Source organism: Paenibacillus xylanivorans (assembly GCF_001280595.1).
In the GTDB taxonomy this organism is placed as follows: domain Bacteria; phylum Bacillota; class Bacilli; order Paenibacillales; family Paenibacillaceae; genus Paenibacillus; species Paenibacillus xylanivorans.
Window position 1 is genome coordinate 126,208 of sequence record NZ_LITU01000083.1, and the last position, 9,480, is coordinate 135,687.

The following is a 9,480-nucleotide window of genomic DNA, read 5'->3' on the forward strand; positions in this document are numbered from 1 at the left end:
CGTGGGTCAGAATAGAAGGCATGCAGGTGTTTGCATGCTTTTTTTGTGCGGTTGAATTGGAATAGATAGGTTGATGTGATAGAGGCAGAGGGATAAAAGAAAAAACAACCTGGAAAATGCGATTTCCAGGCTGCCTCTTACGCTAAATATCTATCACTTAGTACGATTGAAGTAATGTTATACCAGGAAGAACGATACACCCAAAATAATATAAACGACCATCAGGAGCAGACCTTCGTACCAGTTTGTTGAACCGTCCTGGGTAATGGACTTGGCGATAAATACGGCTACGCCAATGGCTACAAGCTCAATCGTTGTAAACACAATGTCCATCGTTCTACCTGTGAAGTAGCTGACAAAAACGAGCACGGGAGCAACAAAGAGTGCGATTTGCAAACTGCTGCCGACGGCGATCTCCACGGCGGCGCCGATTTTGTTTTTCATGGCAAGCATAATGGCTGCACTATGCTCCGCGGCGTTACCGATAATGGCAACGAGGAATGCACCGACGAATAGTTCGCTGAGTCCGAATTGTACGGTAAACACCTCAAGGGTGCCAACCAGCCATTCACTGACGAAGGCAACCATGACGGTTGCAAGAACGAGATAGAGAATTGATTTTTTCTTGGACCACTCAGGTGCATGTTCATGCGGCAATTCTTCATCTTCATCCACAGTGACATCTGAGAGATAGTTCTTGTGTGTGACCATGGAGAACACCAACCAAGCTATGTAGGCAAGGATCAGCAAGCCTGCGACAATGAGACTGAGTGTATTCGTATCCTTCTGTGTGATGGAATGGGTATTCAGGAAGACGGCTGGAATAAACAGGGCAATGATGGCTACAATCATGAGAGAGCCGTTTAGTCCGGCAAGCGATACATTGTAATTCTGAATTTTGAACTTGAGTCCTCCCGCAAAAATACTTAAACCAAGCACCAGCAGCAGGTTACCAATAATGGAGCCTGTCAAACTGGCCTTAACCATGTCGAACAGTCCTTCTTTGACGAGAAAAATGGCGATGATCAATTCGGCGGCATTGCCGAATGTAGCATTCAAAAATCCGCCTAACCGCTGTCCGGCATAATGGGCTACATTTTCGGTGGCTTTTCCTAAAAAACCGGCCACAAAAATAACCGAAATGGCTGAAATGACGAATTGCAGAATCGAATCCCAGTTCATGTAGTGGGCGACGGCGCTGAGTACAAAGGTGGCAATCAGCAAAATGGATGAAATTCGGTTTCTCACAACAAACACCTCGGTAACTTATTATTTTGTTTTGAACGATATCACGAAACACTTATGAGATTATTTTCATATTTCAATATAACCAAATCATGGTAGGTTGTAAACGCATCTTTTTGAGTTTAATTTGCTTTTTGGGGTGGAAAGGATTTAAAATACGAGTAACGAAGTGAAGGAGGATGTGGCATGGCAGAACAACTTCAACTAGAGGGCGGAAACATCCGGATTGCCGATGACGTAGTGGCGAAAATTGCCGGAATGGCTGCGATGGAGACACCCGGAATTGCCGCAATGTCTGGAGGATTGTCAGAGGGCTGGGCGAAGCGCCTGAGCGGTAAAAACGTACAGAAAGGCGTAGGCGTGGAGGTCGGCCAGCTGGAAGCAGCCATTGATCTGCGCATCATCGTCCTGTACGAGACACCGATTCATGAAGTTTCCCGCATGCTCCAGCAGAATGTAAGAGAAGCGGTAGAGACCATGACCGGGTTACGTGTTGTTGAAGTCAATGTGAAGGTAGAAGGCGTATCTTTCAGAGGCGACGATCTGTAAACTTTAGCAATCCGTGGTGGAAGAACAGCGGTACATTGACCAGGTTCTTCATCTAGATAGACAACACCAAAAAGACTTCGCATCGAATCTGATGCGAAGTCTTTTTGTGTTTCCTTCATTTTGTTTCCAAAACCATTCTTATAACGTTCCTTCTCATTATCGAATTCGGCGAATGGATTCACGTGAACGAAGTGCGGGAGAGGTACGTGATGTCTGAACCGTCACCGACTTTGTTTTTTCTTCCTTGATGACGTCCAAATTATTGGTGCGTGAGATGCTGAGCAGGATGCCCATGGCCACCATCATGACAAAGAGTGAGGTACCGCCATAACTGATGAACGGAAGGGTAACCCCTGTCACCGGAATGGTCTGGGTCACGCCACCAATGTTGATAAAGGCCTGGATTGCAATTAATCCCATAATCCCTATACCAACCAGAGTCCCAAATGGATCGGGACAGCGAAGGGAGACGATAATGCCTCGCCAGATGAAGTAGAGGTAGACCAACAGGAACAGGGCAGTTCCAACAAAGCCTAGCTCTTCCCCAATGACGGAGAAAATAAAGTCGTTATAGGCATTTGGCAAGTAATGCAGCTTCATCGTACCTTGTCCGATCCCGGAGCCGGTGATGCCTCCATCCCCAATTGCAACAAGGGATCGATAGAGGTTAAGGCTTCCGCCTGTTTTGTCGGATAAAGGATCAAGGAATGCCTGAATGCGCCCGATTTTGTAGTTCTGTGTAGCTTCCGTAGTTGTGGTGCTGTCTGCAATATCTGAAGAAGACATGGAAGAAAACAGGGCGTTAGCTCCCAACGCCAACGCTGCTCCCAGCACAACCAGTAGAATGGAACCCATAATGTGTTTCATGCTGGCGCCACCTGCATAGATGACCAGACCGCACGTAGAAACCAGGATGAAGCACGTACCAAAGTCCGGTTGCAGCATGATTAACCCGGCAATGAAACCGACTATGATCAACACAGGGAAATACCCTGTCTTAAGATCCCTGAAGCGTTCCCCTTTTTTCGTAATCAACGCCGCAAGGTACAGAATAATGGCGATTTTGGCAAATTCGGCGGGCTGGATACTGAAGCCGACAATTTCAATCCAGCTTCGGGCACCGTTTACCTTCTTGCCTGCAACTAATACAATTAGTAGCAGTACCGTGGTGAGCAAGAAAAATGGTGCATAAAGTTTTTTGTATTTGTTAAATCGGATATTCATGGCAAAAAACATGCCCACTAAACCGATAACCGCCCACATAAGTTGTTTTTTCGTGAAGAACAGGGCATCATTATTAAAACTTTTGTTTGCAATTGCAATGCTGGAACTGGAGCTGAACACCATCACCAGTCCGAAGCCCACCAACAATAAAGTGAGGATTAGCAGTTGAAAATCCGGCGTGCCTCTCTTCGTTTTCGTTTGGGCCGTTTGTTGTTTCATGGTTCGGCCCAGCCTAAGCTTCCAGCAGTTCTTTAAGCTGCTGTAATTTTTGGGCCGCCAGCTTCACGACTGGCTGCGGTACGGTAGAGTCATAATCCAGACCATGTGGAAAGGTTGCTTTTCCAAGATAAACAGCTTCAACTGCGAGAACCGTATCCGGCTTTTCGAGTTTGCCATCTATCGCACGGGTATTAATACGTACAAAGTATTCCGATTTGGTTTGTTCATCTTCAATTTTGTAGTCATATGTAGCACGATAATATTCCCATTGCCACCGGACAAATCCGACTTTCTCGGCGCTCTCATCCAGGTATGCCAAGTCGCTCTTCAAGCCATCCAAGCCTGTATTCTCAAAAATCATAAGCGTCTGATCCTCCTCATAAGCTTCCGAGAGTATAATTCTCGTTCTTTTATCTATTTTATGATAGTATGTTTCCCCTTCCCGTGCAAGCTTTCAAGCGGTCATTCGTATCGGTTTTCTTCCAATTCTGCTACAATATACAGCAATAGGTTTCAAGAGGAAGGTTCGGGCTTGATGAAAGTCCCGTTCAGAGAGCGAAAGGATGGAGAGACATGACAAATAATATATGGTGGGATGATCTTCAGATCCACATGGTAGAATGGCGTCGTCATCTTCATCGGAATCCTGAGATTTCCTTTCATGAGGAGAAGACATCCTCTTTTGTAGCGGGTATGCTGGAGAGCTTTGGCGTTGAAGTGAAACAACACGTGGGCGGGCACGGGGTTATAGGCACCATTCGTGGGGACAAGCCAGGGCCTGTCGTAATGATTCGTGCGGATATGGATGCACTTCCGATCCAGGATGAGAAGGATGTGGAGTACGCGTCACAACAAGCAGGAGCCATGCATGCCTGCGGCCATGATGGTCACATATCCATTTTGTTGGGCACGGCATTGTACTTCAGTCGTCATCAACATGAGATTAAGGGTGAGATTCGCTTTTTGTTCCAACCTGCAGAAGAATTGCTTCCAGGTGGGGCGCTCAAGGTCATTGCAGACGGTGGACTGGAAGGAGTAGATGTCATCTATGGTATTCATCTGTGGACTCCGCTACCTGTTGGCGTAGCTGCGAGCACCCCAGGCCCGATGATGGCAGCAGCAGATGATTTCTATATTGAAATCAAAGGAAAAGGCGGACATGGCGGCATGCCGCAATCTACAGTGGACAGTCTGGTAGCGGGATCTGCTCTTGTGATGCAATTGCAGACGGTTGTCAGTCGCTCGGTGGATCCGTTGCGTCCAGCGGTGTTGACGATTGGTACGATGCAGGCGGGATCTGCACAGAATATCATCGCCGAGTCGTGCAAAATGACGGGTACGGTGAGAACTTTCGACGAAGAGACACGCAGTATCATGAAAGAACGTGTGCATACAGTCGTTGCCCAGACAGGAGCAATCTACGGTGCAGAGACGCAATTAAACTATATTATGGGGTATCCTCCAGTCGTGAATGATGAGCAGGAAACGGCACGGTTTTTCAGGGAAGCGGTGGACGTATTCGGCGCAGATCATGTACAGAAGTCACCGATGCTGATGCCAGCTGAAGATTTCGCTTATTACCTGCAACAGATTCCGGGGTGCTTTATGTTTGTCGGTGCAGGCAATCCGGAGAAGGATGCAATTTATCCGCATCATCATCCCAAGTTTGACTTTGATGAGGATGCCATGCGGAATGCTGTGAAACTATTTATTGCAATGGCTAAAGGATATGCAGCCGAATGATTTGATTATAGTTGGGCATCCTATTCATACGAAAGTATGAGAAGGGTGCTTTTTTTGTAGGGTTTTTGTAAAATCTTAAGTTTAGTGAGAACTGTTGTGCTATATAGGTTCAATTTCGGAAGACACCGGAACTGGACTTTTTGTGATGCCTGTTATTCGGAAAGAACAGATCGTTCATTTTTAAAAATAGGGGAGGAAGCGGAGTGGGAAAAACGGACGCCTGTATTGTCCAAAGGGATTTTACAGTATTGCTTGAAGTGGGTCATCCTGGATTTGATCAGGCCAGAGCTCAACTGGGGATGTATGCCGAACTGGTGAAGACACCAGCGGCTTTTCATACATATCGAATAACTGCATTATCGCTGTGGAACGCTGCTGCACTCGGATGGAGTGCTGATCAGGTGATCGAGAGTCTGGAATCAGTATCTCGTTGGAATGTTCCTGCTGCCCTCATTCAGGATATCCAACGGATCATTGATCAATATGGAAAATTAAAATTGCAGCCAGAGGCCGATCACATGAGGATGCGTCTCGTGAGTGAAGATGAGGGATTGCTGGATGAATTAAGCGGTATGAAGACCATCTCGGCTTTTCGGATGGAGCGTGTCCATCCCCATGAGCTCGTGCTTGGCGGGGAGCAGCGCGGACTACTGAAGCGTGAATTGACCCGTTTGGGGTATCCGGTGCTGGATTATGCGGGATATCGAGAAGGAACAAGCCTTCCGTTTGAATGGCGAGCGAATACTCCAGGCGAAAGTTCAGAAGGCTTCAGGTTGCGTCCGTATCAGCGAGATGCTGTGGATGCTTTTGAAGGTAGTGAGGGCATGGGAGGAAGTGGTTTGCTTGTTCTTCCCTGCGGTGCAGGCAAAACGGTTATTGGGATGGCCGTATTGGAACGTCTGCAATGTGAATGCCTTATTCTGACCTCGAACACCACATCTGTGCGGCAATGGATTCAGGAATTGCAGGACAAAACAACGATAACGAGTGAACAGATTGGTGAGTATTCCGGTCAGAAAAAACAGGTGAAACCTGTGACTGTGGCCACATATCAGATCCTTACGCATAGAAAATCCAAGGATGCTGATTTTACGCATATCAAATTGCTCAGTGAACGTCAGTGGGGACTCATCATTTATGATGAGGTCCATCTGCTGCCAGCACCTGTATTTCGGGCTACTGCAGATATTCAGGCTACAAGAAGACTGGGATTGACAGCAACATTGGTTCGTGAGGATGGCTGTGAACAGGATGTATTCTCACTTATTGGTCCGAAATTATATGACATGCCGTGGAAAGAATTGGAGCAACAAGGTTGGATTGCTGATGTACAGTGTCAGGAAATACGTATCCCGTTCTCTCCTGAACTACGATTAAACTATTTGGAAGCGGAGGTAAAACATCAGTTTCGTCTTGCAGCTGAAAATCCGGCCAAATTGGCTGTGATCAAACGGATATTGGAGCATCATGAAGGGGTGCCGGCACTTGTCATCGGACAGTATTTGGATCAGCTTGAGAGCATTGCCCGGGAAATTGAAGCACCGCTCATTTCGGGTGCGATGTCCCAGCAAGAACGGGTGAAATGGTATGCAGCGTTCCGACGTGGTGAGATCAAAACGATTGTGGTATCCAAGGTTGCCAACTTTGCCGTAGATCTGCCGGATGCGGCTGTTGCGCTCGAAATATCCGGGAGTTTCGGTTCAAGGCAGGAAGAAGCCCAACGATTAGGGAGGATCCTAAGGCCAAAGTCTGGAGAAAATAAAGCTTATTTCTATGCCCTTGTATCTGAGGATAGTAAGGAACAGGAGTTCGCATTACGCCGTCAGATGTTTCTGGTCGAGCAAGGATATGAGTACAAAATTGTTCATGAATTGCGATGAAAGATCTGTTCACATCTCCAACTAAAATAATGGGAAAGGCATGATAAGCTATGCATACACAAAGTAATCTGGATGTGAATTCATTCAAAGAGCTATCATGCGTTGAAAGAACGGTACTTGGAGTGGTATTTTGCAAATATGCAGGACAACCCTTTTCCAACATGATGACACCAGCAGAGTGGGCGACGGAAGGTCTTAGCAGAGCTGAAGCGGTGACAGCATTTATAGCGCTTCGGCATAAAGGATGGATTAGAGCTGTGCGCAAGTCGTGGGGCGAACGCCTGTATTACATACCGGATTCACTACTTTCTTTGTTAACAATTCAATATGCAGCACGGGTTGGACAGTTTGCTCAGCAGAAGGAGAATGTAATACCGGATGAAACTACACAAAATAATTCCAAATCCATTAATGAAGTCCGGAAAGTGAAAATTGTTCGAGAGGGAAAGCCCCATATTGCTGCAGAGCTTCTTCATGTATTGGCTTGGATGATAAGAGAAGGTCGAGCTCAAGGAGGACTTCCATTAACAAGTAAAGGAACTATCCACAAGAAAATGGTGCAGCGATTAAGTCGGATGACAGTTCTGGGACCGGAAGACTTCGCGGAACTAAATATTCGCTACAATCACGCAGATGTGTATCCAGTCCATGTGGCCATTATTATTGATGTGCTGCTCAGTCTGGGTTTGATTGAAAAGAGTCACAATCGAATGTATGTGTCACCTGACCGTCTAGATCACTGGTTAACATTGTCATGGTCTTCAATGCATCGAGAAATTTATTGCGTGTGTATGGACCGGTACGGTATGGCAAAGCCAAAACTTCAGCATTTTCGCCATCAATTGATGATGTTTGCTTCACGGGAAAATGAATGGTTGAGTATTACGGCAGAGACCTTAGATAACGATGGGTTGGAAGAAGCGTTTGAGAGCAGAGAGAGTGGAGGTTCTTCAGGATCATCCTTCTTAACACATATCCGGGGATGGCTTAATGTTCTGGCAGGTTTGGGATATGGTGAGGTAGGGGAGTCGACTGAGGGAAATTTATTTTATCGTTGGCAGATTGAACCTGAAATTTTATTAAACTTCGCGAATGACGAAGCAGAAAATCCGGGAAAGAATATGATTTTTGTACAGCCTGACTTTGAAATTATGGTTCCGCCAGATGTAAACCCACAGGTCCGCTGGAATCTGGAAATGGGTACAGAGCTGATAAGCCGTGATCGCATGTCCATATACCGGATGACAAAGGAACGAATCATCGCTGCATCAGAGATCGGTATTACAGCCGATGTAATGATAAACTTCCTTAGACGGTATGCCGGATCGGGAGTGCCTGAGCATGTGAAGCTAGCGATCCAGCAGTGGGGACAGGAGGCAGAAAGACTTCGCATGGATGCTGGGCAGAACGTTGATCAGGATGAACCAATGGATAAAGTCAAGAAAAGGGATACATGGATATATGAATCGAGAACTGAATTACCTGAGGAGTTGAACGGGACAGAGTCGGAGGCCATTCCAGATGAGTCCATTGTCGGAGTAAATGGGTTCAATGTCGGACTTGAGGTCCAGAAGGAACTCTTTTATATGCGTGGAAGAGAGGGGCTCATTCAAGGTGACACCAAACTGCACACGTATGAACAGGATCATTCCATCACGGAGCAATCGGGTCTGTTTCCCGGATACGGAGAGATCCCGGAGATGTGGCATAACGAGTGGCGAGGGTATCATGTGTCCACAGCTCGTCAGATTGCTACGAAAGCCATTGAATGGCAGACAAAACTGGGTCTGAAGCTGGACAGTAATATCGTTTATGTTATCCCCGATCAGATTCACGGTCATGAAGATTGGACATTAACGGGCTGGTCCATATCGGATAGTGGTACAGATCCCGCAGAATGCTGTACTTTTTCGCCTAACGAATGGAACCAGATACGCCTGATTATTCCTGACCATGCACAAACTTGAGTCGACTTTACAAAAGCAGATCCCTTGTTCCCCTTATTTCTATTTGCAGGAAAAACTCTTCTTAACTTTTCGGGGATATGATATGATGAAGTAGTCTACGTTAAGTAGAACTTTATATATAGATAGGATGAATTTCATGAGCGTAGCGGAAATGAACACGGTCGATATGGCCCAAGTGTTAACGGGCGCATATGAACTGGGCGACATGATTAACCAATCAGCCGAAGTATCGGATTATTTATATTGGAAGCAGCAAGTGGAGACGAACCCTGAAATTCAGGGGGGAATACGCAAGCTGAACGCCAAAAAGGAATTATTTGAAGAAACCCAGCGTTTTGGGCATTTTCACCCGGACTATCACGCGGCAAAAGATCAGGTTCAGGCTTTGGAGCTGGAGTTGGAACGTTTCGAGGCGGTAGCCCGCTTCAAACAGGCGGAAAAGGCTCTGGACGATATGTTGTTCCAGATGTCGGAGACAATTGCATTCGCCGTGTCAACGACCATTAAGGTACCGAGCAATGATCCGAATCCGAAGGGCGGCTGCGGTAGCGGAGGTAAGTGCGGTTGTAGCTAAGGTTGGATAAGAAAATAAATTCATGACAGACCGGACCTTTCTGAGGATCCGGTCTCCATTATAGAGAGGCGGGGAAAAT

General features: G+C 46.5%; 8 protein-coding genes. 5 read left to right on the forward strand and 3 right to left on the reverse strand.

Translation table 11 applies throughout. The features are described 5' to 3' along the window. Window positions 1–177: 177 nt before the first annotated feature. Complete coding sequence (gene cax, locus AMS66_RS30170; protein ID WP_053784290.1) at window positions 178–1,248, reverse strand: calcium/proton exchanger; 1,071 nt, start codon at window positions 1,246–1,248, stop codon at window positions 178–180. A gap of 183 nt (window positions 1,249–1,431) precedes the next feature. On the opposite strand from cax, the gene AMS66_RS30175 reads away from it, so the two are divergent. Beyond that, complete coding sequence (locus tag AMS66_RS30175; protein WP_024631137.1) at window positions 1,432–1,794, forward strand: Asp23/Gls24 family envelope stress response protein; 363 nt, start codon at window positions 1,432–1,434, stop codon at window positions 1,792–1,794. 156 nt (window positions 1,795–1,950) lie between these two features. On the opposite strand, the gene ftsW is transcribed toward AMS66_RS30175, so the two are convergent. Together ftsW and AMS66_RS30185 are read right to left on the reverse strand one after the other, a co-directional pair. Beyond that, window positions 1,951–3,237 (reverse strand): putative lipid II flippase FtsW, encoded by a 1,287-nt coding sequence (gene ftsW, locus AMS66_RS30180; protein ID WP_053784291.1) that lies wholly within the window; start codon window positions 3,235–3,237, stop codon window positions 1,951–1,953. Between the two features lie 13 nt (window positions 3,238–3,250). Next, complete coding sequence (locus tag AMS66_RS30185) at window positions 3,251–3,598, reverse strand: YugN family protein (protein ID WP_053784292.1); 348 nt, start codon at window positions 3,596–3,598, stop codon at window positions 3,251–3,253. Between the two features lie 212 nt (window positions 3,599–3,810). On the opposite strand from AMS66_RS30185, the gene AMS66_RS30190 reads away from it, so the two are divergent. The 4 genes from AMS66_RS30190 (at window position 3,811) to AMS66_RS30205 (ending at window position 9,401) form a co-directional block, all read left to right on the forward strand. Continuing rightward, on the forward strand, window positions 3,811–4,980 hold the full coding sequence (locus AMS66_RS30190; RefSeq protein ID WP_053784293.1) for a M20 family metallopeptidase: 1,170 nt from the start codon (window positions 3,811–3,813) through the stop codon (window positions 4,978–4,980). A 203-nt stretch (window positions 4,981–5,183) separates the two neighbouring features. Next, window positions 5,184–6,860: a DNA repair helicase XPB gene (locus tag AMS66_RS30195; RefSeq protein WP_053784294.1), complete on the forward strand. Its 1,677-nt coding sequence runs from the start codon at window positions 5,184–5,186 to the stop codon at window positions 6,858–6,860. Between the two features lie 74 nt (window positions 6,861–6,934). Next, a complete protein-coding gene (locus AMS66_RS30200; RefSeq protein ID WP_236703690.1) occupies window positions 6,935–8,827 on the forward strand; it encodes a helicase-associated domain-containing protein in 1,893 nt (630 codons plus the stop codon). A 136-nt stretch (window positions 8,828–8,963) separates the two neighbouring features. Then, a complete protein-coding gene (locus AMS66_RS30205) occupies window positions 8,964–9,401 on the forward strand; it encodes a YlbF family regulator (protein WP_053784296.1) in 438 nt (145 codons plus the stop codon). Window positions 9,402–9,480: the final 79 nt, after the last annotated feature.

Bases quoted from the DNA above. Each gene is read 5' to 3' on its own strand.
- AMS66_RS30175 (WP_024631137.1), top strand. From the start codon at position 1,432: ATGGCAGAACAACTTCAACTAGAGGGCGGAAACATCCGGATTGCCGAT.
- ftsW (WP_053784291.1), bottom strand. From the start codon at position 3,237: ATGAAACAACAAACGGCCCAAACGAAAACGAAGAGAGGCACGCCGGAT.
- AMS66_RS30185 (WP_053784292.1), bottom strand. From the start codon at position 3,598: ATGATTTTTGAGAATACAGGCTTGGATGGCTTGAAGAGCGACTTGGCA.
- AMS66_RS30190 (WP_053784293.1), top strand. From the start codon at position 3,811: ATGACAAATAATATATGGTGGGATGATCTTCAGATCCACATGGTAGAA.
- AMS66_RS30205 (WP_053784296.1), top strand. From the start codon at position 8,964: ATGAGCGTAGCGGAAATGAACACGGTCGATATGGCCCAAGTGTTAACG.